At 65.9% G+C, this 23,529-nt stretch carries 25 protein-coding genes; 11 read left to right on the forward strand and 14 right to left on the reverse strand.

Going from position 1 to position 23,529, the window contains the following annotated elements:
• Nucleotides 1-21 precede the first annotated feature (21 nt).
• Complete coding sequence (gene hutG, locus NQJ30_RS10590) at nucleotides 22-981, forward strand: formimidoylglutamase (RefSeq protein WP_255769874.1); 960 nt, start codon at nucleotides 22-24, stop codon at nucleotides 979-981.
• 34 nt (nucleotides 982-1,015) lie between these two features.
• Here the strand turns inward: hutG and NQJ30_RS10595 are convergent, their stop codons facing one another.
• On the reverse strand, nucleotides 1,016-1,693 hold the full coding sequence (locus NQJ30_RS10595; RefSeq protein WP_255769875.1) for a response regulator: 678 nt from the start codon (nucleotides 1,691-1,693) through the stop codon (nucleotides 1,016-1,018).
• Between the two features lie 56 nt (nucleotides 1,694-1,749).
• A complete protein-coding gene (locus NQJ30_RS10600) occupies nucleotides 1,750-3,357 on the reverse strand; it encodes a sensor histidine kinase (RefSeq protein WP_255769923.1) in 1,608 nt (535 codons plus the stop codon).
• A 239-nt stretch (nucleotides 3,358-3,596) separates the two neighbouring features.
• On the opposite strand from NQJ30_RS10600, the gene NQJ30_RS10605 reads away from it, so the two are divergent.
• The 5 genes from NQJ30_RS10605 to NQJ30_RS10625 all read left to right on the forward strand — a co-directional run bounded on the left by NQJ30_RS10605 (nucleotide 3,597) and on the right by NQJ30_RS10625 (nucleotide 7,582).
• Entirely contained in the window at nucleotides 3,597-4,607 is a 1,011-nt protein-coding gene (locus tag NQJ30_RS10605) for a Bug family tripartite tricarboxylate transporter substrate binding protein (RefSeq protein ID WP_255769876.1), read from the forward strand.
• Nucleotides 4,604-5,116, forward strand: coding sequence for a tripartite tricarboxylate transporter TctB family protein (locus NQJ30_RS10610; protein WP_255769877.1), 513 nt, complete (start codon nucleotides 4,604-4,606; stop codon nucleotides 5,114-5,116). Before NQJ30_RS10605 ends, NQJ30_RS10610 begins: the two co-directional genes overlap by 4 nt.
• Nucleotides 5,116-6,654, forward strand: a complete 1,539-nt coding sequence (locus tag NQJ30_RS10615; protein ID WP_255769878.1) for a tripartite tricarboxylate transporter permease — start codon at nucleotides 5,116-5,118, stop codon at nucleotides 6,652-6,654. The genes NQJ30_RS10610 and NQJ30_RS10615 overlap by 1 nt, the downstream gene beginning before the upstream one ends.
• A gap of 61 nt (nucleotides 6,655-6,715) precedes the next feature.
• On the forward strand, nucleotides 6,716-7,117 hold the full coding sequence (locus tag NQJ30_RS10620; protein ID WP_255769879.1) for a universal stress protein: 402 nt from the start codon (nucleotides 6,716-6,718) through the stop codon (nucleotides 7,115-7,117).
• Nucleotides 7,118-7,324: 207 nt separating this feature from the next.
• The gene (locus NQJ30_RS10625; protein ID WP_255769880.1) at nucleotides 7,325-7,582 is read left to right on the forward strand and encodes a hypothetical protein; all 258 of its coding nucleotides are present in this window, start codon (nucleotides 7,325-7,327) and stop codon (nucleotides 7,580-7,582) included.
• Nucleotides 7,583-7,655: 73 nt separating this feature from the next.
• Here NQJ30_RS10625 and NQJ30_RS10630 read toward each other — a convergent pair whose 3' ends face one another.
• The 4 genes from NQJ30_RS10630 to NQJ30_RS10645 all read right to left on the reverse strand — a co-directional run bounded on the left by NQJ30_RS10630 (nucleotide 7,656) and on the right by NQJ30_RS10645 (nucleotide 12,374).
• Entirely contained in the window at nucleotides 7,656-7,892 is a 237-nt protein-coding gene (locus NQJ30_RS10630) for a hypothetical protein (protein WP_255769881.1), read from the reverse strand.
• 160 nt (nucleotides 7,893-8,052) lie between these two features.
• Complete coding sequence (hutH, locus tag NQJ30_RS10635; RefSeq protein ID WP_255769882.1) at nucleotides 8,053-9,645, reverse strand: histidine ammonia-lyase; 1,593 nt, start codon at nucleotides 9,643-9,645, stop codon at nucleotides 8,053-8,055.
• A 95-nt stretch (nucleotides 9,646-9,740) separates the two neighbouring features.
• Nucleotides 9,741-11,438, reverse strand: a complete 1,698-nt coding sequence (locus NQJ30_RS10640; RefSeq protein WP_255769883.1) for a urocanate hydratase — start codon at nucleotides 11,436-11,438, stop codon at nucleotides 9,741-9,743.
• Nucleotides 11,439-11,576: 138 nt separating this feature from the next.
• On the reverse strand, nucleotides 11,577-12,374 hold the full coding sequence (locus NQJ30_RS10645) for an IclR family transcriptional regulator (protein WP_255769884.1): 798 nt from the start codon (nucleotides 12,372-12,374) through the stop codon (nucleotides 11,577-11,579).
• A 330-nt stretch (nucleotides 12,375-12,704) separates the two neighbouring features.
• On the opposite strand from NQJ30_RS10645, the gene NQJ30_RS10650 reads away from it, so the two are divergent.
• On the forward strand, nucleotides 12,705-12,917 hold the full coding sequence (locus NQJ30_RS10650) for a hypothetical protein (RefSeq protein ID WP_255769885.1): 213 nt from the start codon (nucleotides 12,705-12,707) through the stop codon (nucleotides 12,915-12,917).
• Nucleotides 12,918-13,030: 113 nt separating this feature from the next.
• On the opposite strand, the gene NQJ30_RS10655 is transcribed toward NQJ30_RS10650, so the two are convergent.
• The 3 genes from NQJ30_RS10655 to NQJ30_RS10665 are packed head-to-tail and all read right to left on the reverse strand — an operon-like array spanning nucleotide 13,031 to nucleotide 14,651.
• Nucleotides 13,031-14,002: an NAD(P)-dependent alcohol dehydrogenase gene (locus NQJ30_RS10655; protein ID WP_255769886.1), complete on the reverse strand. Its 972-nt coding sequence runs from the start codon at nucleotides 14,000-14,002 to the stop codon at nucleotides 13,031-13,033.
• Complete coding sequence (locus tag NQJ30_RS10660) at nucleotides 13,999-14,229, reverse strand: helix-turn-helix transcriptional regulator (RefSeq protein WP_255769887.1); 231 nt, start codon at nucleotides 14,227-14,229, stop codon at nucleotides 13,999-14,001. The genes NQJ30_RS10655 and NQJ30_RS10660 overlap by 4 nt, the downstream gene beginning before the upstream one ends.
• Nucleotides 14,223-14,651: a hypothetical protein gene (locus NQJ30_RS10665; RefSeq protein WP_255769888.1), complete on the reverse strand. Its 429-nt coding sequence runs from the start codon at nucleotides 14,649-14,651 to the stop codon at nucleotides 14,223-14,225. The genes NQJ30_RS10660 and NQJ30_RS10665 overlap by 7 nt, the downstream gene beginning before the upstream one ends.
• A 241-nt stretch (nucleotides 14,652-14,892) precedes the next feature.
• On the opposite strand from NQJ30_RS10665, the gene NQJ30_RS10670 reads away from it, so the two are divergent.
• Nucleotides 14,893-16,398: an amino acid permease gene (locus NQJ30_RS10670; protein WP_255769889.1), complete on the forward strand. Its 1,506-nt coding sequence runs from the start codon at nucleotides 14,893-14,895 to the stop codon at nucleotides 16,396-16,398.
• Between the two features lie 199 nt (nucleotides 16,399-16,597).
• On the opposite strand, the gene NQJ30_RS10675 is transcribed toward NQJ30_RS10670, so the two are convergent.
• Nucleotides 16,598-17,461: an SDR family oxidoreductase gene (locus NQJ30_RS10675; RefSeq protein WP_255769890.1), complete on the reverse strand. Its 864-nt coding sequence runs from the start codon at nucleotides 17,459-17,461 to the stop codon at nucleotides 16,598-16,600.
• 122 nt (nucleotides 17,462-17,583) lie between these two features.
• On the opposite strand from NQJ30_RS10675, the gene NQJ30_RS10680 reads away from it, so the two are divergent.
• Together NQJ30_RS10680 and NQJ30_RS10685 are read left to right on the forward strand one after the other, a co-directional pair.
• Nucleotides 17,584-17,961, forward strand: coding sequence for a winged helix-turn-helix transcriptional regulator (locus NQJ30_RS10680; RefSeq protein ID WP_255769891.1), 378 nt, complete (start codon nucleotides 17,584-17,586; stop codon nucleotides 17,959-17,961).
• 224 nt (nucleotides 17,962-18,185) lie between these two features.
• Complete coding sequence (locus NQJ30_RS10685; protein WP_255769892.1) at nucleotides 18,186-18,449, forward strand: hypothetical protein; 264 nt, start codon at nucleotides 18,186-18,188, stop codon at nucleotides 18,447-18,449.
• 73 nt (nucleotides 18,450-18,522) lie between these two features.
• On the opposite strand, the gene NQJ30_RS10690 is transcribed toward NQJ30_RS10685, so the two are convergent.
• Complete coding sequence (locus NQJ30_RS10690; RefSeq protein ID WP_255769893.1) at nucleotides 18,523-19,272, reverse strand: 3-hydroxybutyrate dehydrogenase; 750 nt, start codon at nucleotides 19,270-19,272, stop codon at nucleotides 18,523-18,525.
• 64 nt (nucleotides 19,273-19,336) lie between these two features.
• Nucleotides 19,337-20,719, reverse strand: a complete 1,383-nt coding sequence (locus NQJ30_RS10695; protein ID WP_255769894.1) for an MFS transporter — start codon at nucleotides 20,717-20,719, stop codon at nucleotides 19,337-19,339.
• A gap of 129 nt (nucleotides 20,720-20,848) precedes the next feature.
• On the opposite strand from NQJ30_RS10695, the gene NQJ30_RS10700 reads away from it, so the two are divergent.
• Nucleotides 20,849-21,751 carry a LysR family transcriptional regulator gene (locus NQJ30_RS10700; protein ID WP_255769895.1) on the forward strand — a complete coding sequence of 301 codons (903 nt, stop codon included), beginning with the start codon at nucleotides 20,849-20,851 and terminating at the stop codon, nucleotides 21,749-21,751.
• Here the strand turns inward: NQJ30_RS10700 and NQJ30_RS10705 are convergent.
• On the reverse strand, nucleotides 21,748-22,647 hold the full coding sequence (locus NQJ30_RS10705) for a spermidine synthase (protein WP_255769896.1): 900 nt from the start codon (nucleotides 22,645-22,647) through the stop codon (nucleotides 21,748-21,750). The genes NQJ30_RS10700 and NQJ30_RS10705 overlap by 4 nt on opposite strands.
• 40 nt (nucleotides 22,648-22,687) lie before the next feature.
• Entirely contained in the window at nucleotides 22,688-23,389 is a 702-nt protein-coding gene (locus NQJ30_RS10710; RefSeq protein WP_255769897.1) for a sigma-70 family RNA polymerase sigma factor, read from the reverse strand.
• Nucleotides 23,390-23,529: the final 140 nt, after the last annotated feature.

Consider the following 23,529-nt stretch of genomic DNA (forward strand, 5'->3'; position numbering starts at 1 on the left):
GGGCTGCGGTGAGCTAGGGGCATGGTTTCTCCCGCGCTCACCGTTGATGTCCCGCCGCAGCCCTGGACCGGAAGGTTCGACGGCGACGGCGACGGGCACCGCCGCTGGTGGCAGGCGGTTACCCCCTATGTGCCCGGGGCGGCCCCGGCCGCCGGCACTGCCCCGGCGCCCGCGGTGATCCTCGGGTTCGCCAGCGATGAGGGTGTCCGCCGCAACAAGGGCCGCACCGGAGCCGCGGCAGCGCCCGGGGCCATCCGGGCAGCGCTTGGTCCGCTGGCCTTCCACCTGGACCGTGCCGTATCCGATGCCGGCGATGTTGTGGTGGCGGACGGTGCCCTTGAAGCGGGCCAGGCCCGCGCCGGGCAGGCGGTTTCTGCCATGCTCGACGCCGGCAACCTCACCGTGGTGCTCGGCGGCGGCCACGAAACGGCCTTTGCCAGCTATATGGGGGTGGCCGGGTCCGCAGCAGTACGGGATGGCCGGCGGCTGGGCATCCTGAACCTGGACGCGCACTTCGACCTCCGCGAGGAACCCGTGCCCAGTTCGGGTACACCGTTCCTCCAGATGGCCCGTGCGGAAGCCGCCGCGGGGCGTGAATTCCGGTACGCCGTCGTCGGAATTTCTGAACCAAACAACACCCGCGCGCTGTTTGCCACCGCCGAGCGGCTGGGTGTGCAGTATTTGGCCGATGAGGACTGCACCGAGGACCGGGTCCGGGCGTTTGTTGCGGAGTTCCTGGCCGGCGTGGACGTGCTGTATCTGACCATCGACCTGGACGTCCTGCCGGCGTCGGTGGCCCCCGGAGTGAGCGCGCCCGCCGCCTACGGCGTTCCGCTGCCGGTGATCAGCGCCGTCTGCCGCCAGGTGGCCCAGAGTGGCAAGCTCCTGCACCTGGACGTGGCCGAATTGAACCCGCAGTTCGACATCGACGGCCGGACCGCCAAAGTCGCGGCCAGGCTCGTGAACACACTGCTGCGCTAGTTCACGCCGGGTGTGCTGAGTGACGCCGGCAGCGCTAAGCCTTCAGGGCGTAGCGCCGTTCGGGCCGGCCCACTCCGTATTTGAGCCGGACTTCCAGTACGCCTTCGTCGTGCAGGTACTCCAGGTAGCGGCGGGCGCTCACCCTGGACGTGCCAACCTCGACGGCCGCCTCGTTGGCTGACAGGTCGCCGTCGGCCTCCTTCAGCGCCGCCTCCACGAGCTTCAGCGTCTCCACGCTGCACCCCTTGGGCAGCGGCCGCCCGTCCTGGGCTGCAGCACGGTCCAGCCCGAACACCCGGTTCACGTCCGACTGCTCCGCCACATCCTTGGAGGCGTCCAGGCCCTGATAGGCGCTGCGGTAGTGTTCCAGGCGTTCCTGCAGGTCAGTCTGTGAAAAGGGCTTGATGAGGTAATGCACAATGCCACCGCGGAGGGCCTTGCGGACCGTGTCCACCTCACGGGCGGCGCTGATCACCAGCACGTCCAGTTCCGGCGCCACCTCACGGAGCCGGTGCATCAGGTCCAGCCCGTTGATGTCCGGCAGGTGGATGTCCAGGAGCACCAGGTCCGGGTGCAAACGCGCCGTTTCGAGAACCGCCTGGGATCCGGTGTGGGCAACACCCACGACGGCGAACCCGGACATACGCTGGATGAACCCCGCGTGGACCTTGGCCACCATGAAGTCGTCATCGACAATCAGGACTTTGATCATTGCTGCGGGTTCCTGGTTCTGCGGGGTCGCGGTCGTTCGGGTCGCGCTCGTTCTGGTCATGGTCTGGCGGGTTCTGTTCTGGCTGATTGTGTTCTGGCCGGTTCTATTCTGGCGAACCTGGCCGTGAAGACGGCCCCGCTGTCATTTGCCACGGCCAGGTCGCCTCCGCTGCGCCGGCAGACCACCCGCGACAACGCCAGGCCAAAGCCCCGGCTGCCGGCCGGGCCCGGTTCCTTCGTGGTGAAGCCCTGCCGGAAGATGTCTTTGGCGTCCCCCGTGACGCCCGGTCCGGAATCCCGGACCGTCACGGTGACGCCGTCCGCGGTGTCCTCCACGAGCACGCGGACCGACGGTTCCGGAAGCCCGGCAACGGCGTCGAACGCGTTGTCCACAAGGTTCCCCACCACGGTGGTGAGGTCGCGGGACAGCCCGTCATCAACCTGGCCCAGCCGGGATTCCTGGTCCAGCTGCAGCAGCACCCCGCGCTCGGTGGCCAGGCTGGACTTGGCGATCAGCAGGGCGGCGAGTGCGGGGTCCTCAATGCGGCTGGTGACTTCATCGTTCAGCCGGGTCCTATCCAGCGTGGCCCCGTTCACGAACTGGACCACCGAATCGTATTCGCCGATCTGGATGAGCCCGGAGATCACGTGGAGCTGGTTGGCGAACTCGTGCGCCTGGGCCCGGAGGGTGTCGGTGGCCGTCCTGGTGGTGCCGAGCTCCTGCTCGAGGGCCGAGAGTTCGGTACGGTCACGCAGCGTGGTGACCGACCCGATATCCCGGCCACGCGAGCGGATGGGAACCCGGTTCAGCACCACCAGCCGGTCCCCCACCAGCACCAGCTGGTCCGGCCCGGGCTGGTCGCGGGTGAGGACATCCTTCAAGGCAGGCTCCACCGGGAGGCTGTGCAGCCGCTTGCCCACGCAGTCGGCGGGGAGGCCCAGGAGGGCACGGGCGGAATCGTTGGCCACGGTGATCCGCTCGTGCGGGTCCAGGGCCACCACACCCTCCTTCAGGCCAAGGAGCATGGCCTCGCGGTTCTCCACCAGGCCCGTGATTTCACTGGGTTCCATGCCCAGGGTTTGCCGCTTCACGCGGCGGGAGAGCAGCAGCGAGCCCGCCACACCCAGCACGCTGGCGACCCCGAGGTACGTGAGCAGGTTGGGCACCGCGTCGCCAAGCCGCTCCAGCGTTGAGGGGTAGTTCCGGCTGATGGCTGCGATGCCGATGATCTTTCCGGCGTCGTCGAGCACGGGAACGTGGGCCGAGAGCTCGTCCGCTCCGGAGGCTTCCACCACGCCGGTCCACGCCCGGCCTTCGAGCACACGGCTGCCGCCCAGTTCCAACGGCTGGCCCAGCAGGCTCGGATCCGAGGAGGCGATGACTGTGCGGTCCGGTTTGGCGAGCGCCACGTGCGAGGATCCGGAGACGGTGCGCACGGACTCGGCGACGGCCGGCAGCGCTGAGCCACCGCGCGGTTCGGCCGTGGGAAGGAGCTCACGCACCGTGGGGTTGGCGGCGAGCGCCTCGGCCGCGGACAAGGCGCGGCGGCCCTCGGTACGTTCAAACGCGGTGGCAGACTGGGCCAGGGAGATGGCCACCACGCCCACCAGGACCGCGAAGACAATCAGCAACTGCAGAACCAGATACTGCCCCGCCAGGGACATTCCTCGTCGTCGAGTCACTGTGGTTCTTTCTTCTGATGCGGCCGGGCTCTGGAGGTCAGGCTACCTGAAGTCTGCACGGCCCGGGCGGCCGGCTTCCTGCCGCAGCCGTGAACGCAATGAACTTAACTTTCTCTGCGTACACAAGAGTGATGCCCGTCACCGCCCCGCCTAGCATCGGATCACCAGCCGGTTTCCGGCTGACCAGTTTTTCCCCAAGTTTTTCAGAGAAGAGGAACCCCATGCGCCAGATCCGCGGATTGCGAATCGCCGCCGTCGCCGCCGGCATCGCCCTGATGGCCACCGGCTGCGGTGCCACCGGAAAGAGCTCCACCAACGCCTCCGGCTCCAGCGCTGCCGCGGGCCCCGTGACCGGGCTCCAGATCATGGTCCCCAACACTCCCGGCGGCGGCTACGACACCACCGCCCGCGTGGCAGCCAAGGTCCTGGATGACGAGAAGGTGGCCACCAACACCGAGGTCTTCAACCTGGCCGGAGCCGGCGGAACCGTGGGCCTGGCCCGCATCGTCAATGAAAAGGGCAACGGCGACCTCACCATGCTGATGGGCCTGGGCGTGGTAGGCGCGAGCTACACCAACAAGTCCGAGTCCAAGCTGACGGCCACCACCCCGCTGGCCCGGCTCATCGGAGAGCCCGGCGCCATCATGGTCAACAAGAATTCCCCCTACAAGACCATCGATGACCTGGTCACCGCATGGAAGGCGGATCCGGGCTCCATCAGCGTGGGCGGCGGTTCCTCGCCGGGCGGCCCCGACCACCTGCTGCCCATGCAGCTGGCCGGTGCCCTGGGCATCGACGCAACCAAGGTGAACTTCGTGTCCTACGACGGCGGCGGAGACCTCCTGCCGGCAATCCTCGGAAACAAGGTGGGCTTCGCCGCGTCCGGTGCGGGCGAGTACCTCAAGCAGATCGAATCCGGCGAGGTCCGGGTCCTGGCCACCAGTGGCGAGAAGCGGCTCGAGGGCGTGGACGCGCCCACGCTCAAGGAATCCAACATCGACCTGGTGTTCACCAACTGGCGCGGCATTGTGGCCCCTCCGGGCATCAGCGACGCTGACAAGGCCAAGCTGATTGGCGCCCTCGAAAAGATGCACGGCACGGATGCCTGGAAGCAGGCGCTGAAGACCAACAGCTGGACTGACGCCTTCATCACCGGGGCAGAGTTCCAGACCTTCCTGACCGAGCAGGACAAGCGGGTGGCGGACGTCCTCACGAAGCTTGGCCTGGCGTGAGTTCTGCACCAACGCTGGCTTCACGGCTCAAGGGCCGCGCCGAGCTGGGGGTTGTCCTCCTGCTCGGCGCGGCCGGCCTGCTGGTTATCGCGGACGCCGCCCGGATTGTCACACCCTACTCGCGCACTGACCCGGTGGGACCGAAGACCCTGCCGTTCGTTGTGGGCGGCCTGCTGCTGGTCTGCGCTGTCCTGCTGGCCATCAACGTCTTCCGCGGCGGACGGGGCGAAGTGGAGGGCGGCGAGGACGTCGACCTCAGCCACCCGGCCGACTGGAAGACAGTACTTCCGCTGGTGGCGGCCTTCGTCGCCAACATCCTGCTGATCGACTGGGCGGGCTGGGTGATCTCCGGAGCTGTCCTGTTCTGGGGAAGTGTGTGGGCGCTCGGCAGCCGGCACTACGTCCGTGACGGCCTGATCTCCGTGGCCATGTCCCTCCTGACGTTCTACGGCTTCTACCTCGGCCTGGGCATTGCGCTGCCGGCCGGCCTCCTGGAAGGGATTCTCTGATGGACGTCTTCTCCTCCCTGATGGACGGCTTTGCCACCGCACTGACCCCCATGAACTTCCTGTACGCCGTGATCGGCGTCGTGCTGGGCACCGCCGTCGGCGTCCTGCCGGGCCTTGGCCCCGCCATGACCGTGGCACTGCTGCTGCCCGTCACCTATGCCCTGGAACCCACCAGCGCGTTCATCATGTTCGCCGGCATCTACTACGGCGGCATGTACGGCGGGTCCACCACCTCCATCCTGCTGAATACACCGGGCGAATCGTCCTCCGTGGTCACGGCCATTGAGGGCAACAAGATGGCAAAGGCAGGCAGGGCCGCCCAGGCACTTGCGACGGCGGCCATCGGCTCGTTCGTTGCCGGCACCATCGGCACCACCCTCCTGGCGGTCTGCGCGCCCATCGTGGTGGACTTCGCCGTCAGCCTGGGCGCGCCCAGCTACTTCGCCATCATGGTTCTGTCGCTGCTGGCCGTCACCGCCGTCCTCGGTTCCTCGCGCCTGCGCGGCTTCGCCTCGCTGGGCCTTGGGCTGGCGATCGGCCTTGTTGGCCTCGACGTGGTCACGGGCCAAGCCAGGCTCACGTTCGGCCTGCCGCTGCTGTCCGACGGCCTGGACATCGTGGTGGTGGCCGTGGCCATCTTCGCCGTGGGCGAGGCACTGTGGGTCGCAGCGCACCTGCGCCGCACTCCGCTGCACGCCATCCCCGTGGGACAGCCCTGGATGGGCAAATCCGACTGGAAGCGTTCCTGGAAACCATGGCTCCGCGGAACGGCCTTCGGGTTCCCCTTCGGTGCACTCCCCGCCGGCGGCGCCGAGATCCCGACGTTCCTCTCCTACGTCACGGAAAAACGCCTCAGCAAGCGCCCCGAGGAATTCGGCCATGGCGCCATCGAGGGCGTCGCAGGTCCGGAAGCTGCCAACAATGCGGCAGCAGCCGGAACCCTGACCCCGATGCTGGCCCTTGGCCTGCCCACCAACGCCACGGCTGCCGTGATGCTGGCGGCCTTCACGCAGTACGGCATCCAGCCCGGGCCGCAGCTCTTCGACAGCCAGGGACCCCTGGTGTGGGCGCTGATCGCCAGCCTCTTCATCGGCAACTTCCTGCTCCTCATCATCAACCTGCCGCTGGCCCCCATGTGGGCGAAGCTCCTGCAGCTGCCCCGGCCGTACCTGTACGCGGGCATCCTGTTCTTCGCCACGTTGGGCGCCTATTCGGTGAACCTGCGGGTCTTCGACCTGGTGCTGCTGCTGGTGCTGGGTGCGCTGGGGTTCATGATGCGGCGCTTCGGGCTCCCCGTGCTGCCGCTGATCCTCGGCGTCATCCTCGGACCGCGGCTCGAAAAGCAGCTGCGGCAGACGCTGCAGCTCAGCGCCGGTGACCCTGCCGGGCTCTGGAGCGAGCCGATCGCCGTCGGGATCTACGTCCTCGTGGCGCTCATCCTGCTGTGGCCGCTGCTGTTCAAGCTCATCCGCCGGAACCGTTCCTCGCGCAACTCACTGCTTCCCGCCAATTCCGGCGCAGCCGACTACAGTGACTGAAATGCCGCCGGCGATCCGCCGGACCCACCTACCCGCAGTCAGCACACAGACAGGAGCAACCATGACCATTGTGGTGGGATACGTCCCAACCCCCGAAGGTGAAGCGGCGCTGACCCAGGCCATCGAGGAGGCGCGGAAGTCCGGCGCCACCCTGGTGGTGATCAACTCTTCCAAGGGCGACACCCTGGTGGACAACAGGTACGCGCAGGAAAACGAGATGCTGGGCATCGAGCAGCGCCTCGCCGCGCACGGGGTGAACCACGTCATCAAGCAGCCGGTCCGTGGACATGACGCGGCCGCCGAGGTCCTGGACGCAGCGGAGGAGCACAACGCGGAACTGATTGTGATCGGCCTTCGTCGCCGGACCCCGGTGGGCAAGCTGATCATGGGCAGCACGTCCCAGCGGATCCTCCTGGAGGCCGATTGCCCCGTACTGGCAGTCAAGGCTGCCCCGGTCGGCTAGTATCCGGCTCTTCCAACCCGGGTACCCAAACCAACGCAGTACAGAACCAACTCCGTGCAGAAATAACCCAGCACGGAAACCGAAGCTTGTTCGGGAATCCGCGCCCTCAAGGCAGGGTTCCGCGAACAAGCTTCGGTGGTTTTGCGCCCTGACCGCGGAGAAGGCAGTCATCTGACATCTTAGCCATGGGTCGGTATACTTGAAAGTATGACTACAGCCATATTGGAACGCCCCTTGACCGCCGCTGCGGCCAACGAGGCCTCAGAAGCCCGGTCCCTCGACCTGCAGTTTGCCACTGCCGAGGAGATGCGCGAAGGACTGGACAACGCTGTTGCCACCCTGATCGAACCTGCCAAGGACGCCGCCTGCGGAATCCTTGTGACCCGTTTGCGCCCCGGGCGCTTTACTGTTGCCCTGGACGAATCGGTCCCCTTCGGCGAGACCTACGAAGCCATCGCGGCCTAATCCAACCACCGCGCACAAAAAAGTCCCCGCCTCCCGAACAGATCGGGGGGCAGGGACTTTTCTGCGTTCAGGGTCAGCTTCGCCGAACCTGCACGCCATCGGATTTCAGGAAGAGTTGCTCCTCCGACGGCCCGGCCGGGACAAGCCACAAAACATTCCCGCTCTGTGATACTTCCTCAACCTCGCCCGCCGCAATGACGTGGGCGTGTTTGATGATCTCGACCCGGTCCCCGGCCCGGAAGGTTCCCCAATCCGAGACGATGGTGGAATGTGCGTTGCGTCTCGAAAGAACTGCCCCACGTGCTTTCATTTGAACTTCTACCCCTTTGTATACGTTCCGTCACAGCCTCGTTGATGTGACCTTTACTACATCTTCAGTTCTACTACAGTTCCCGGACCGGAAATGTGCGTGTTGCACCATATTTCAGCATTGGTCCAAAAAGCCATCGGAGAACGAAGAATATTCCTTCCTATGCAAGGATCCCGACGGCGGATTCGGCTGCCGTGATCAGGTCCCCTGACGCCACCAGCAGGTCGGCGGATTCCAGTTCCGGCGAGAGGAACCGGTCGGCGCCGGGTCCCTCAACATGGCCGCGCAGGACCTCGATGACGGCAGTACCCGCCGGCCCGGGGAGCAGTTCGCCACCGGACAGCTGCGTGCGGATGTCGATGGCCCTGGCGCTGGTCACCAGTTCGATGGCCAGCACCCGGCGGAGATTCTCCACCGCTTTGCGCAGCTTCCGGGCGGCGTGCCAGCCCATGGAGACGTGGTCCTCCTGCATGGCCGAGCTGGGGATCGAGTCCACCGACGCCGGGACGGCCAGCCGCTTGTTGTCCGAGACGAGCCCCGCCTGCGTGTACTGGGCGATCATCAGGCCGGAATCCACGCCCGGGTCCGAGGCCAGGAAGGCCGGCAGGCCGTGGGAGCGGGCCGGGTCCAGCATGCGGTCTGTCCGGCGCTCGGCGATGGAGCTCAGGTCCGCCACGGCGATGGCGAGGAAGTCGAGCACGTAGGCCACCGGGGCGCCGTGGAAGTTGCCGTTGGAGCTGACGCGGCCGTCGGGAAGGACCACCGGGTTGTCAATGGCGGCAGCAAGCTCACGGGACGCCACCAGGGCCGCATAGTCCACGGTGTCGCGGGCAGCCCCGGCCACCTGCGGTGCACAGCGCAGCGAATAGGCGTCCTGGACCTTGGAGTCCCCCACCCGGTGCGAGGCCACGATCGGGGAGTCCGACAGCACCCGCAGCATGTTGTCCGCGCTGGCGGCCTGGCCCGGGTGCGGGCGCAGGGCCGCATGCAGCTCGGGCAGGAACACCTGGTCCGTGCCGAGCAGGGCCTCGACGCTCAGCGCCGCGGTGATATCCGCCGTCGTGAGCAGTTTGCGGAGGTCCGCGATGGCCATCAGCAGCATGCCCAGCATGCCCTCGGTGCCGTTGACCAGCGCCAGCCCTTCCTTTTCGGCAAGGGTCACCGATTCGATGCCGTGCTGCGCAAGCAGCTCAGCGACAGGTGCTTCGCCGCGCCCGCCGTACGTGACGCCGTCGGGCCCTACTGCCTCCCCTTCACCCATCAGCACCAGGGCGCAGTGGGAGAGCGGGGCGAGGTCACCGGAGCAACCGAGCGAACCGAACTCGCGGACCACGGGCGTGATGCCGGCGTTGAGGACGTCCACCATGGTCTGCAGGACCACGGGACGGACGCCGGTGCGGCCTGAGGCGAGGGTCTTGGCGCGCAGGAACATGATGCCGCGCACCACCTCACGCTCTACGGCGGGGCCCATGCCCGCTGCGTGGCTGCGGATCAGGGACTTCTGCAGCTGGGTGCGCAGCTCGTTGGGGATGTGGCGGTTGGCCAGGGCGCCGAAGCCGGTGGAGATGCCGTAGGCGGGGACCTCGCTGGAGGCGAGTCCGTCGATGTGGGCGCGGACCCTGGCGACGTTGTCCAGGGCATCCTGGGCGACGGTCACCTTGGCGTTGTGGCGCGCGACGGCGACGACGTCCTCGGGCGTGACGCCGACCGACCCGAGGGTGACAGTGAGCGGTTCGTGGGTTGTGAGGGTCATGGTTTCCTACTTTTTCTCGTCGATTGCTCCGTAAGGGCCCTTTTGAGGGGTCATAACGGCACTTACGGAGCAATCGATGTGGAATTGGGGCTCGGTTAGCGGGATTCCTGCATGGGGATGCGGACGCCGCGTTCTTTGGCAACCTCGAGGGCGCGGTCGTAGCCAGCGTCGGCGTGGCGGATGACGCCCATGCCGGGGTCGTTGGTGAGGAGGCGTTCGAGTTTCTGGGCTGCGAGGTCGGTGCCGTCGGCAACGGACACCTGGCCGGCATGGATGGACCGGCCGATACCGACGCCGCCGCCATGGTGCAGGGACACCCAGGTGGCGCCGGAGGCGGTGTTGAGGAGCGCGTTGAGCATGGGCCAGTCGGCGATCGCGTCGGAGCCGTCTGCCATGGCCTCGGTTTCGCGGTACGGGGAGGCAACCGAACCTGAGTCGAGGTGGTCGCGGCCGATCACGATGGGGGCCTTGACCTTGCCTTCCTTGACGAGCTGGTTGAACAGTAGGCCGGCCTTGGCGCGTTCGCCGTACCCAAGCCAGCAGATGCGGGCAGGCAGGCCCTCGAATTCCACCCGCTCCTGGGCTGCGTCGATCCAGCGGTGCAGGTGCTTGTTCTCGGGGAAGAGCTCCTTGATGGCTTCGTCCGTGACTCGGATGTCCTCGGGATCGCCGGAGAGGGCCACCCAGCGGAACGGGCCCAGGCCTTCGCAGAACAGCGGCCGGATGTACGCGGGAACGAAGCCGGGGAACTCGAAGGCGCGGGTGTAGCCGCCCTTGCGTGCCTCATCGCGGATGGAGTTGCCGTAGTCGAATACCTCGGCGCCGGCGTCCTGGAATTCCACCATGGCCTGCACGTGCCGCGCCATGGAGGCCTGGGCCTTCTTGGTGAAGCCTTCCGGGTCTGCCTCGGCTTCGCGGTGCCATTCCTCGACCGAGATGCCCTCAGGCAGGTAGGACAGCGGATCGTGGGCGGAGGTCTGATCGGTGACGATGTCCACGGTGAGTTCCCCGGCGTTGTGGCGGCGCAGGATCTCCGGAAACACCTCGGCGGCGTTGCCGACGTAACCCACGGACCAGCCGCGGCGTTCTTCCTTGGCTTTGAGCACCTTGGCGATGGCGGCGTCGAGATCGGTTTCCACCTCGTCGAGGTAGCGCTTGCCGGCACGGCGGCGCAGGCGGGACTCATCGACGTCGACAATCAGGCAGGCGCCGTCGTTGAGGGTGACGGCGAGGGGCTGGGCGCCGCCCATGCCGCCGCAGCCGCCGGTGAGGGTCAGGGTGCCGGCGAGGGTGCCGTTCTCGTCGCCGGTGAGTTTGCGGGCAATCGCGGCGAAGGTTTCGAACGTGCCCTGCAGGATGCCCTGGGTGCCGATGTAGATCCAGGACCCCGCGGTCATCTGGCCGTACATCATCAGGCCCTCGGCCTCGAGACGGCGGAATTCGGGCCAGGTGGCCCAGTCGCCCACGAGGTTGGAGTTGGCCAGCAGCACGCGCGGCGCCCATTCGTTGGTGCGGAAGACACCGACGGGTTTGCCGGACTGGACCAGGAGGGTTTCGTCCTTCTCCATGGTTTCCAGGGTGCGGGTGATGGCGTCGAACGCGGCCCAGCTGCGGACGGCGCGGCCGGTGCCGCCGTAGACCACCAGGTCATCGGGGCGTTCGGCCACCTCGGGGTCCAGGTTGTTCATGAGCATGCGCAGCGGGGCTTCCGTCTGCCAGCTCTTGGCGGTGAGCTCAGTGCCGCGGGCTGCTTTGACCGGGCGGGCACCGGTGGTGAAATCGGCGGGTGCCATGAGGGGCTCCTTCTCGTCGTGCTGGTGTGGTGTTGAGGTTCTGTATCTACTAAAGCCCCTTGGATGCGGGCCTGAAAGGACTTTCTTTGGGCGGCTGTCCGGGATTCCAGACATACCCACCCCTACTGTGACGGGAGGCTACTTGGCGGGGCGGCCGTGGATGCGGACGGAGAGTTCGTCCGCCACCTTTTGGACGCGGGCCGCGAGCGCCGGCCACTGGTCCGAGGGCAGCTTGTCCTCGAGGAAGGTCACGGCCACAGCTGCCGTCGGCCAACCCACGTGATCGGTGACGGCGGCAGCGATGGACCCGAAGCCCGGCGTCACCTCACCGTGTTCGGTTGCGTATCCCCGCTGCCGGACCTGGTCAAGATGGGAGGACAGCGCCGAGTACTTCATGATGGCGCCCTCCACCTCATGCCGGGCAGTAAAGGCCGCGGCGTTCGGGTACAGGGCGCGGACCTGCGATTTTGGCAGGGCTGCCAGGATGGCCCGGCCGCTGGCGGTGAGGTGGCTGGGAAGGCGGACGCCGACGTCGGTCACCAGCGACGGGCGGTTCTTGGCCCGCTCCTCGACGATGTACAGCACATCCCGGCCATGGAGCACGGCAAGGTGGGCGCTCTCCCCAATGACGTCCACCAGCGAGGCGAGCAGCGGGCGGCCCAGGCGGGACAGCGGCTCCTGCCGCGAGTAGGCCGAGCTCAGTTCAAAGGCGCTGATGCCCAGTCCATACCGTTGCTCCTCATGCAGATGGAGCACAAATCCGTTCGCCTCCATCACGCCCAGGAGGTGGTACACGCTGGAACGGGGCAGCTCGAGGGCCGTGGCAATGCTCGACGCCGCCATGGGACCTCGCTTCGAGGCCAACAGTTTGAGGATGCGGAGGGTGTTCTCGGCGGCGGGGACTTTGGACGTCGCCTTCGCTGCTGTGTCTGCCATTGCCTTCTCCGATGCGTCGCCGTCGTCTTCGCCGGGTGTCCGGGTGTCCGGGTGTCCGGGATACCGTACTTAAGCTTGCGTGCCGCAGCAGGACTTCCGGATCCATCCCCTGGCTTCGTTGTCTGGGATACCAGACTATTCTCCTTGGGTTTCCTATGGACGGCGTGGCTGAGAAGGCAAGGGGCTGGCACACGGGCCGCATTTCGGTAGAGTGCCCGCTATGGACCAGCAAGAGACGCTGCATCATTACCTGCGCGGCCGGCTCCTCCCATGGCTTGACGACGGTGCCGGCACACATCGTGCCGTGATCGAAGCTGCGGCGAGGCAGGCATGACCACCCGGGACGTTCCGGCACAGATCGGGGACCTGCCTCCGGTTGGCCGGCCTGCCAACAGCGCCCTGCTCAACGCGGGCATCACGTCGCTGGCTGAGGTGGCCGCGCTGGGCCGCAGGGAATTACTTGCCATGCACGGGGTAGGCCCCAAGGCTGTTCGGATCCTCGAAGCCGCCGCCGCGGAGCGTGGGGTCACGTTCGCACCCTGAGTGAAACAGCCCCACCCTGACGCCCGTGATCCTGGACTCCAGCCGGACCAGTTCACTGGGCAGGCCCCGCAAATGCATCGTCCGCTCTGGCCTATGTGGATAACCTTGCGCGTTTACACGCGAACAACCACCTTGCCGCGGACCAACCCCCGGTGCAGATAGTCGATGGCGGCAGCAGCATCGGCCAGGTCATAGACCTTGTCCACGGCCGGTTTCACTGTGCCCGCTTCCAGCAGCGCAGTCAGCGCGTCAAGATCGGCGTGGTTTTCCTTCGCCATCAGAGCCTTGAATTTCTGCCCGGAAAACAGTGCGGCCAGGGGCGCAACCAGCGAGCGCTCAAATCCGCCAGTGACCTTCCCTCCGCCTTCCCCTCCGACGATCACCAAGGTTCCGCGCGGTGCGAGCGCGCGCCTCAAAACAGCAAGGGACCGGTTACCGGCAGTATCGATGATGACGTCGTAACGGACACCGGCGAGCGTGAAATCATCCCTGGTGTAGTCGATGACACGGTCAGCTCCGAGCGACCGGACCAGATCCACCTTGCCCGTGCTGCAGACCCCGGTGACCTCCGCCCCAAAGGCCTTGGCGATCTGCACGGCAAAGGATCCCACTCCCCCGCCCGCGCCGATGACCAGAATTTTCTGCCCGGCGGTGACCTGGCCGGCGTCGCGGATGGCCTGCAGCGCGGTGATGGCGGAGATGGGAGTGGCTGCGGTTTCCTCAAAGGTAAGGTTTGCCGGCCTGCGGGCCAACAGCGTCTCCTTCGCGCAAACGTATTCGGCAAATGACCCCTCGCTTGTGCCGAACACCTCGTCGCCGGGCTGGAAGCGGGTCACGCCGGTGCCAACATCCTCGACAACACCGGCAACCTCCCTGCCGCGGACAGGCACCTTGGGTTTCGTTAAACCAAAGCCGAAAAGCCGGACAAGGTACGGGCGTCCGGTCATGAGGTGCCACACCCCCTGGTCGACGCCCGCGGCTTTGACTTTGAGAAGCACCTCACCGGCTCCCGGCACCGGCCGGGGGATGTCCCGGAGTGCCAGCACATCCGCATTGCCGTAAACGTCCTGCACGATAGCTTTCATGATGCGTCTCCTAGGACTGGGTACTGGAACACGTCCTCAAGCGGCACGCTGAGCACGTGGGCGATCTGGAAGGCCATTTCCAGGGACGGCGAATACCGGCCCTGCTCGATGGCAATAACGGTCTGACGGGTGACACCCACCCGCTCGGCAAGTTCGGCCTGGGTCATTTCGCCGCGCTCGAATCGCAGCCGGCGAATGGAATTGGTGACGCGTGTGGGCTTCACCATGGCTGGAATCCCCGGCGGTAGGCAACAATCTTGGCCACGGAGCCCAGGATCGCGGACAGCACGAACGCGAGGTAGATGACGTTGGCGATCCAGAAGTGCTCCCATTCGGCCATGGCCATCAGCAGCGCGGCCACTCCCCCGATGACCAGAAAGGACTGGCCGATATGTTCGCCGAAGCGGTAGATCTCCCTGTCCCGCTGGTCCTTCCTCCCGGCGTCACGGGGTGAGGAGATCCCGATCACCGCATGCACGGCGATGGAGGCCGCAATGGAACCTCCGATGGTCCACAGCAGCGGTGCAACGTACGGCACCTCGGCGATGGCCGTGGTGCCGGCGATGCCAAGAATGACGGCCAGGTACACGCCGTAGGAGGCAATCGCCGCAGCCCCCATGATCCAGGCGCTCTTCTCTTCGAACGACATTTCCGCTCCTGCCACGTTCCACCAACCAAGGGGACCCAGATGTAAAGCAAAGCTGACATTCCCCAATGTAAAGAAAGGATTACATGATGTCAACAGTTTCTTACTCCATTCACGGGAGTAACAAGCCAAACCCGCCCTGTCTGAGATCGAAGACACCAAGCCCCCGTGAGGCTCATCACGTCAGCCGCCAAAATGGTCTGCTGGTTAGCGTCCCCCTCCCCAATGACGAGAAGGTATTTGTATGCAGCAAGCAGCCGCCACACAGGACACAGCCAGCCACGACGTTAGCCAAACCGGGAACGCCAGGGAAGGCGCCGCCGTCGGACGCGTTCTGGGCGGTGCACTCAACCGGGAACTGAACGTCCGGCACATCCGGTTTATGGCCCTCGGCTCGGCCATCGGCACCGGCCTGTTTTACGGTTCAGCCTCGGCGATCCAGAAGGCCGGGCCGGCGGTGCTGCTCGCGTACATCATCGGCGGCGCAGCGGTGTTCATGGTGATGCGGGCCCTCGGTGAGATGGCCGTGCGGCACCCGGTTTCCGGTTCGTTCGGCCAGTACGCCAGCCGGTATCTTGGGCCGCTGGCCGGGTTCGTGACCGGCTGGACGTACGTCTTTGAGATGGCCATTGTGGCCATCGCGGACGTGACAGCCTTCAGTATCTATATGGGCTTCTGGTTCCCCCAGGTGGACCGCTGGATCTGGATCCTGGCCATCATCTGCTTCCTGGCCGCCCTGAACCTGCTCAGCGTCAAAGTCTTCGGCGAGCTGGAGTTCTGGTTCTCGCTCATCAAGGTGTCAGCCATCATCGCCATGATCGCCGGCGGAGCGGCAATCATCGCCTTTGGCTTCCAGACCGGCGGGTCCACCGTGGCCCCGGGGCTCGGCAATTTGGTGGAGCACGGCGGGCTCTTCCCGAACGGCTTCGGCGGACTCCTGGCCTCGTTCGCTGTGGTGATGTTCGCCTTCGGCGGGATCGAAACCCTCGGCATCACAGCGGGTGAGGCCGCGGATCCCAAGAAAGTCATTCCCAAAGCCGTCAACACTGTGCCCGTCCGGGTCCTGCTGTTCTACGTCCTCACCCTCGGCATCCTGATGAGCCTCTTCCCGTGGAACGAGATCGGCACCAACGGCAGCCCCTTTGTGCAGATTTTCAGCAGCCTCGGCATCCCGGCGGCACCGCACATCCTCAACGCCGTGGTGATCACCGCCGCACTGTCCGCCATCAACAGCGACATCTTCGGCGCCGGCCGGATCCTCTTCGGGCTGTCCGGCCAGGGCCACGCGCCGTCGGTCTTCGGCAAGGTTTCCCGCCACGGCGTTCCGTGGATGACGGTGGTGATGATGGCCGGCATCCTGCTGGTGGGCGTTGTCCTGAACGCTGTGATTCCGGAGGACGTGTTCATTGTGATCGCCTCGATTGCCACGTTCGCCACCGTCTGGGTATGGGTCATGATCCTCGCTTCCCACGTGGCCATGAAGCGGGAGATCGCGCGGAAGGGCCTGCCGGCGTCGGAATTTCCGTCCCCTTGGTGGCCGGCAGCGTCCGTCGTCACCATCGCGTTCATGGCACTGGTCATCGGCGTCCTGGGAGCCTTCGAGGATACGCGCGTGGCACTGTACGTGGGTGCGGTTTGGCTGGGGCTGCTGGTGCTCGCGTACCGCCTGTGGGTCAAGGGGAACGGACGACGGCGGGCCGACCTTGTGGACGAAACCTCACCTCTGCCGGTGGTCCCCTCAGCCCGGTAGGCAGGCGAACGCCGTCCATCCCATCCCCGGGCACCCAACTGCACCCCGGACGCTCTCGCACTTGATGTCGCTTAGACCCGAATGCTCTATCACTCTCTTGTGGAGAGTGATAGAGCATTCGGTGCTTTCCTGCATCAACTGATAGAGCGTCGGCTCAAACGGCGCAGCAAGTGCGAGAGCGTCGGGGAAGGCTGCTGGTTTAGGCGGTGGCGAGGGCTGCGCGGACGGCCTCCGGCATGGACGTGGTGGGCCGGCCGATCAGCTGGCGAAGGTCCGAGCCGCTGACAATAAGATCGCCCCTGGCAATGCCGAGGTCCGAGTCGGCCAGGATGTCAGCGAAGGGCTGCGGAACGCCGAAACCTGCTAGCAGTCCGGCGTAGTCGCTGGCCGGGAGGTCCTGGTAAGCCACGGTGGTGTTGGCTGCGGTGCTGATTTCCCGGGCCAGCTCGGGGAGCGTGAACGCCTGGTCGCCGCCCAGCTCGTACACCTTGCCTGCTTGGTTCTCGGCCACGAGGACGGCTGCAGCGGCCTCGGCGTAATCCTTGCGGGACGCGGCACTGACCTTGCCTTCGCCGGCACTGCCGGCGAGGGCACCCTGAGCCAGCGTTCCCTGCAGTTGCTCCGTGTAGTTTTCGAGGTACCAGCCGTTGCGAAGCAGGACGAACGGAACTCCCGAGTCCTTGAGGAGGTCCTCGGTGGCCTGGTGCTCCGCGGCCAGCTTCATGCCGGTGGTGCCGGCGTTGGCGATGCTGGTGTAAGCCAGCAGCTCCACGCCTGCGGCCTTGGCGGCATCGATGACAGTGCGGTGCTGCTCAACCCGCTGGCCCACCTCGCTGCCGGAGATCAGCAGGACTTTGGTGGCACCGTCGAGGGCCTTCGCCACGGAAGCGGCGTCGGTGTAGTCCATCGCCCTGACCTGCACGCCGCGTGCTTCAAAGTCGGCCAGCTTCCCAATGGAACGCCCGGCGGCCACAATCTCTGCGGCCGGAACGTTGCGCTCCAGGAGGGCTTCGACGACGTGGCGGCCAAGCTGTCCGGTTGCTCCGGTAATAACGATGCTCATGGGTGTTCCTTTCACCATCTGCAAAGGGGGTCATCCTGCACAACGAGCCCCTTCGACAATTACTTCCCACCGGAGAGTACGCACTTTGAAGTTAGGTACTCACCTTTTGGTAAGTTAGGGGCATGGAAGCACAGACATTTCCGGCCCGCCTGCCCGCAGGCTTTGCCGACGGCGTGTTCCCCGCCGGGTGCCCCAGCCGGACGGTGCTGGACCACATCACCAGCAAATGGGGAGTGCTGATCCTGGTGGCACTCTCCGAAGGTGAACAGCGGTGGAGCGAACTCCGGCGCCGGGCCGAAGGCATCAGCGAGAAGATGCTGGCACAGACCCTGAAAACACTCGAGAATGACGGCCTGGTGCACCGCCATGCCCGGCCGGTGATTCCGCCCCGGGTGGACTACAGCCTCACCGACCGCGGCTATGAACTGACGGCCCTGCTCGTTCCCCTGGTGGCCTGGGCCTACGACAACGCCGGGGAAATCCTCAAGACCCGGCCCTGAGAAAGCGGCGCAGTACACGGCGCAGGCGGCCGGGAAAATTACTTCATTCGCCTAAGTACCGGCGCCGCACAAACTCGAGTACATGTTACTGGTGTGACTGGTGTGAATAGCCCATAGCGTTCTTCTAAGGTGCCAGCCAGGAATATGAGGACCATCCTCTGCTGGGAGCTTCCGGCTACCGCACCATAGCAGGCGGCTCCACGCCGCTTCGAGGAGTGGTTCGCATGGTGAAAGCACATGTCCAGGACCTGGCGAGTATGGGCAGGCCCGTCAGACTTTCCACGCTCATCGCCGGGGCCTGGCGGCGGGCACTCGCGGCTACCGGCCCGAGGTCCCCCTACCGGGTGGGCGATGCGGTGGTGGGAGACGACCCCTTCAACGGCCGGCAGGAAGGGATCGTGGTGTCCCACCGCGGTCCGTCCGTGGAACTGAGCGCCGCGGCGGGAGTGTTCTACTACGACCACCGCCACCTGAGGCCGCAGGACTGAGTTTTTGTCCAGATAACGCGCGTTCACGGGTATTTGGGTGCGTTATCTGGACAAAAACTCTTCGGGCGGGAGGTCAGCGGGCTGACCAGCCGCCGTCCATGGTGTAGCTGGCCCCTGTCACCATGCCGGCGTGATCGGACGCCAGCCAGGCCACCAGCGATGCCACTTCGGCCGGTTCCACCAGCCGCTTGATGGCGGACTCGGTGAGCATGACCTTGGCCAGCACCTCCGATTCAGGGATCCCGTGGACCTTGGCCTGATCAGTGATCTGCTTCTCCACCAGCGGCGTGCGGACATAGCCCGGGTTCACACAATTGGAGGTGACGCCGTGGTCCCCGCCCTCAAGCGCCGTCACCTTGCTCAGCCCTTCCAGGCCGTGCTTGGCGGATACGTACGCACTCTTGAACGGGGAGGCACGGATGCCATGCACCGAGGACAGGTTGATGATGCGCCCAAACCCGTTGGTGTACATGTGCGGCAATGCGGCCCGGATCAGCAGGAACGGCGCCTCCAGCATGAGGGCGATGATCCGGCGGAATTCCACGGGATCAAAATCCTCGATGGGGCTGATCCGCTGGATCCCGGCGTTGTTCACCAGGATGTCGCAGTCCAGGCTCAGGGTGCTGAGCCTGTCCACGTCCAGCAGGTCAACAGCCCAGGAGGTGCCGCCCACTTCGTCAGCGAGTGCGGCAGCGCCGGCGGCGTCGACGTCGGCAACCACCACCTTCGCGCCGCGGGCGGCGAGCTCCCGGACACACGCTGCGCCGATTCCGCTGGCGCCGCCGGTGACAACTGCCTTGCGGCCGTTCAGTGTGTTTTCCATTGCAGATCCGGTTCCCATCGTGTTCAGTTCCATCAGGCTTCGCGGTTAAGGCTGTTCAAGCGGTTCAGCGTGAGCTGGCCGGGAGCAATCCTTCGCGGGCGGCGTCGGCCTTGTCCACTTCCTCCAGCGCGATGCCCTTGGTCTCCTTCAGGCTCAGCACGGCTACCGCGGTGATGGCGCAGGCAACCACCAAGTAGATGGCGGTGGGGACCCAGGAGCCGGTGTCCTTGAGCCACTGGGTGGCCAGCAGCGGAGCCAGGGAACCGGCGAAGATGGACGTGACCTGCGAACCCAGCGAGACGCCCGAGTAGCGCATCCGGGTGGGGAACAGCTCAGCCATGATGGCAGGCTGGCCGGCGTACATAAAGGCATGCAGGCACAGGCCGATGGTCACGGCAAGGACGATCACCATGGCGTTGCGGGTGTCGAACATGGGGAAGGCGAAGAACGGCCAGGCAGCGCCGGTGATGGCACCGATGAGGTAGACGGGCTTGCGTCCCACGGAGTCTGCAAGGCGGCCAATCTGCGGAATGATCAGGAAGTGGATGACGTGCGCGATCAGCAGTGCCAGCAGGAGCGAGGACGTGTCGTACTTGTGCACGCTCTTGAGGTAGACGATCGCAAAGCTGACCACCAGGTAGTACATGATGTTCTCGGCGAAGCGGAGTCCCATGGCCTGCAGGATGCCCTTGGGGTACTTGCGCACCACCTCGAAGACGCCATAGCTGACGGCCTGTTCCTTCTCCACGAGGGCCTTGGCTTCGAGGAAGATGGGGGCTTCGGTGACGTGGGTGCGGATGTAGTAGCCAACGAACACGATCACGGCGGAGAGCCAGAATGCTACGCGCCAGCCCCAGCCGAGGAACGCCTCCGGGCTCAGCGTGGTTGACATGATGAACAGCACAAGCGTGGCGAGCAGGTTACCCACGGGCACGGCGGCCTGCGGCCAGCTGGACCAGAAGGCGCGCTTGCTGTTGGGGCTGTGCTCTGCAACCAGCAGCACGGCGCCGCCCCATTCGCCACCAAGAGCGAAGCCCTGGATGAAGCGCAGGGCGACCAGCAGGGCCGGAGCTGCATAGCCGATGTCAGCGAAGCCTGGGAGGCAGCCCATGAGGAACGTGGCCACGCCGACAATCACGATGGTGAGCTGGAGGGTGGGCTTGCGGCCCAGCTTGTCACCGATCTGGCCGAAGACGATACCACCAAGCGGGCGGGCCACAAAGCCCACCGCGTAGGTGATGAAGGCCTGGATGATGCCGTCCAGCTCGTTGCCCGTGGCGGGGAAGAAGTACTTGCCGAAGACGAGTGTTGCGGCGGTGGCGTAGAGGAAGAATTCGTACCATTCCACCACCGTGCCCACCATCGAGGCGGCCACGATTTTCTTGAGGCCGGAACCCTTGGATGCGGGTCCGGCGGCATTGTCTGCCGAGCGCTGCTCTACGCTCATGAGTTTCTCCTTAGTGTCCACTTTGACACGTGCTGTGATCCACAGCACTAATGGCTCCATCGAGTATTACTGCACAAACTTGCGCATTCAATGGCCAATGCAGCACCTGCTGTGTGCACAATTGCAGATATGAACGCCAACCCCGACGACCTGCTGGTCCTCCTTGAAGTCTCCCGTTCGGGGAAATTTACGACGGCGGCGCAGGCTTTGGGCCTGAACCACACCACCGTTTCACGCCGCATAGCCGCGCTGGAGAAAGCATTGGGCGGCCGGGTCCTGGCCCGCGCCGCGGGCGGCTGGGAACTGACGGAGCTCGGAACGGAGGCAGTCCGGGTGGCCGAACAGGTGGAAGCGGCAGTCAGCGCGCTGGGACCGGCGGGAAAGGCACCCGACCCGATTGCCGGCGTCGTACGCATGACCGCGACGGACGGCTTCAGCGCCTATGTTGCGGCGCCGGCGGTGGCACGGTTGCGGCGGGACCACCCCGGGCTCGTCGTGGAAGTGGTGACCATGACGCGCCGGGCGCTGCAGCAGCGCTCGGGCCTGGACATTGAGGTGGTGGTGGGCGAACCGCAGGTCCATCGGGCCGAAGCCGTCCGGCTGGGCGAATACATGCTGGGGATGTACGCCTCACGCGCTTATCTTGCCGAACACGGCACCCCGGCGAGCGTGGCGGAACTGACCGAGCATCCACTGGTCTACTTTGTGGACTCCATGCTGCAGGTGGACGACCTCGACGCGCCGCGGCGGCTGGTTCCGGCCATGCGGGACGGCCTCACGTCAACGAACGTCTTCGTCCATGTGGAAGCCACGCGTGCCGGGGCCGGCATCGGATTCCTGCCGTGCTTTATGGGCGATCTGCATGATGACCTGGTGCGGCTGCTGCCCGACGACTTCGCCGAGCTGCTCCCCTACTGGATGGTCCTGCGGCCTGATTCGATGCGCCGCCCGGCGGTGGCCGCCGTCGTCCAGGCCCTGCGGGACCAGACGGCGGCGCACCGGGAGTTCCTCCTGGGAAGGGGCAGGACTTAGTTCACGGCGGGGTCGTGGCAGACCTGGGAGCTGGCGGCAAAGGCCCGCACCTGGGCGTCGTTCCAGATGTGGGCCGGGACGGCGCCGCCCAGGAGCCTGCGGGCCAGTTGCGGATCAGCGTCGAGCGGGGTGTCGCTGCCGGCCATCACCATGTTGCCGTAGCGGCGGCCCTTGAGCATGGCGGGATCGGCGATGATGACGGTGTGCTCGAAAGCGGCGGCGATGGTGGCGGCGTCCTCGCGGGCGTTCCTGAGGTCCGGGGCGTCGCCCGAGTTGACCACGTAGACGCCGCCCGGGGCGAGGACGCGTTTGATGTGTTCGGTGAACTCGGCGGTGGTGAGCGGCCGCGGGGTCAGTGAGCCGGCGAAGACATCGCGGATGATGAAATCGCGGGAATCCGCCGTCAGTGTCTCGGTGACTTCCCGGGCTTCCCCTACACGGAGCCGGAGCAGCGGCGCTTTGGGAAGGTCGAACCAGCCGCGGACGTATTCGGCGAGCTTGCCGTCCAGTTCCACCACCACCTGCCGGGCGTCCGGGTAGGCGGCGTGGAAGTACCGGGCCAGGGAACAGGCGCCGCCGCCCAGGTGCAGGCCGCGCAGCTTTGCCCCGGCCTTCGGCGGCCACCGGGATTCAATCAGCGCAGCCATCCAGCGCATGTACTCAAAGTCGAGGAACAGCGGATCGGCGAGGTCGATGTGGGAGCTCATCACGCCGTTGATCTTCAGGAGCCAGCCGTTGGAGTTGTCCTGGTCGGCGATGAGCTCACAGTCGCCGGTGTCAATGTAGTAGACGCCCTGGACGGGACCGTCCGGGCGGGTGCCCCTGGGCACTTCGACAACGCCCGCCGTCGAACGCTGGCTGCTGTTCCTGCCGCCTGACTTGCCGCGCTTCGCCATTACCCGTGTGCCGCTTCAGTCATGCATCAACCCTAGTTGCTCACCCCAAATCGGCGGCTGGTGACCAATGACCAGTGTCCCGGAGCCGCCGCTGCAGACCCACCAGCACGCGGGCCAGCCGGCGGGAAACCTGCATCTGGGTCAGGCCGAGGCGCCTACCCATCTCCACTTGCGTCTCCTCGCAGAAGTACCGGCGGTACAACAGCTCCCGGTCTGCGGCGTCCAATTCCTGCATCGCCTGCCGAAGGCAGGAAAGTTCCTCCAGCCGTTCAAGCGGTGTGTCGGCGCAGGCAAGCCCTTCGGCGAGGGGCAGCGCGCCGCCGTGGGGAGGGACGGCGTCGAGCGAGTCAGGGTGGAGGCTGCTGGACGCGTTGATCGCTTCCAGTACTTCGCCGGGAGCCGCGTCCAGATGCTGCGCGAGTTCGGCGACCGTGGGATTCCGCCCCAGGGCCTGCGCCAGTTCCGGCTCTGCGCGTAGGAGCCGCGAGCGCAAATCCTGGATATGCCGCGGCGGCCTCACCATCCAGCCGCGGTCCCGCAGGTACCTTTTCAGTTCTCCGGTAATAGTGGGAGCGGCATATGCGGGAAAACTTTCACCTTTGTTCCGATCGAAACGCCTCGCGGCCTTCACCAGGCCAAGGTAGGCCACCTGGTTGAGGTCGGCGCGCTCGCGGCCGCGGGCTTCGAAGCGTGCCGCGAGTGCTTCGGCGAGATCCAAATAGCCCAGTACCAGCTGTTGCACTTGCGGGGTCTGCCCGGGCAGCTCTTGCGGGGCCTGTCTGGAAGGCCGTTGCAGGATCGGGTACGGCCGGGTGTTTGAGGCAAAGTCCGCGGGCAGCAAGCTGGGTGGAACAGCATTTCGGGTAAGGACAGCGAGAACTT

This window comes from Pseudarthrobacter sulfonivorans (assembly GCF_024391045.1).
Classification (GTDB): Bacteria; Actinomycetota; Actinomycetes; order Actinomycetales; family Micrococcaceae; genus Arthrobacter; species Arthrobacter sulfonivorans_B.